At 66.6% G+C, this 667-nt stretch carries 1 pseudogene; it reads left to right on the top strand.

Annotated elements, in window-relative coordinates:
• Positions 1-491, top strand: a pseudogene (locus ACG97_RS16750) (recombination factor protein RarA); the annotation flags it as partial.
• Positions 492-667: the final 176 nt, after the last annotated feature.

Genomic DNA, 667 nt, shown 5'->3' with positions numbered 1-667 from the left:
GGATGCTGGACGGCGGCGCCGACCCGCGCTACCTGTCGCGGCGCATCGTGCGCATGGCGTGGGAAGACATCGGCCTCGCCGATCCGCGCGCGATGCAGATCGCGAACGACGCCGCCCTCACCTACGAGCGGCTGGGCAGCCCGGAAGGAGAGCTGGCGCTGGGGCAGGCGGTGATCTACCTCGCCATCGCCGCCAAGAGCAACGCCGGCTACAAGGCCTACAACGCGGCGCGCGCCTTTGTGGCGCAGGACCAGTCGCGGTCGGTGCCGGTGCACCTGCGCAATGCGCCAACCAAGCTGATGCAGGAACTGGGCTACGGCCACGACTACCGCTACGCCCACGACGAGCCGCACGGCTACGCGGCGGGCGAAACCTATATGCCGGAAGGCATGGAAGACGTGCACTGGTATGAGCCGGTGCCACGCGGTCTGGAAAGCAAGATCGCCGACAAGCTGGCCTTCCTGCGCCAGCTCGACGAAGACGCCAAATAGCCCGGCAGAAAGCGATGCCGTCGCCGGCGGCCTGCCGGGCAAGCCGTAACTCGCCAGCCGCGGCCGGCAAGATCGCCAGAGCCAGTGAAAAGCGCCGTGTTTCAACACTGAAACACGGCGCTTTGCTGTCTGGCTGTCCAAAACCGGACGGTAGCCGTTAACGGTTTATGGCAAGC

Source organism: Vogesella sp. EB, assembly GCF_001037925.1.
GTDB lineage: Bacteria > Pseudomonadota > Gammaproteobacteria > Burkholderiales > Chromobacteriaceae > Vogesella > Vogesella indigofera.
The sequence above is the reverse complement of the archived record's forward strand: the minus strand, read 5'-3'. Positions and strand labels throughout refer to the sequence as shown.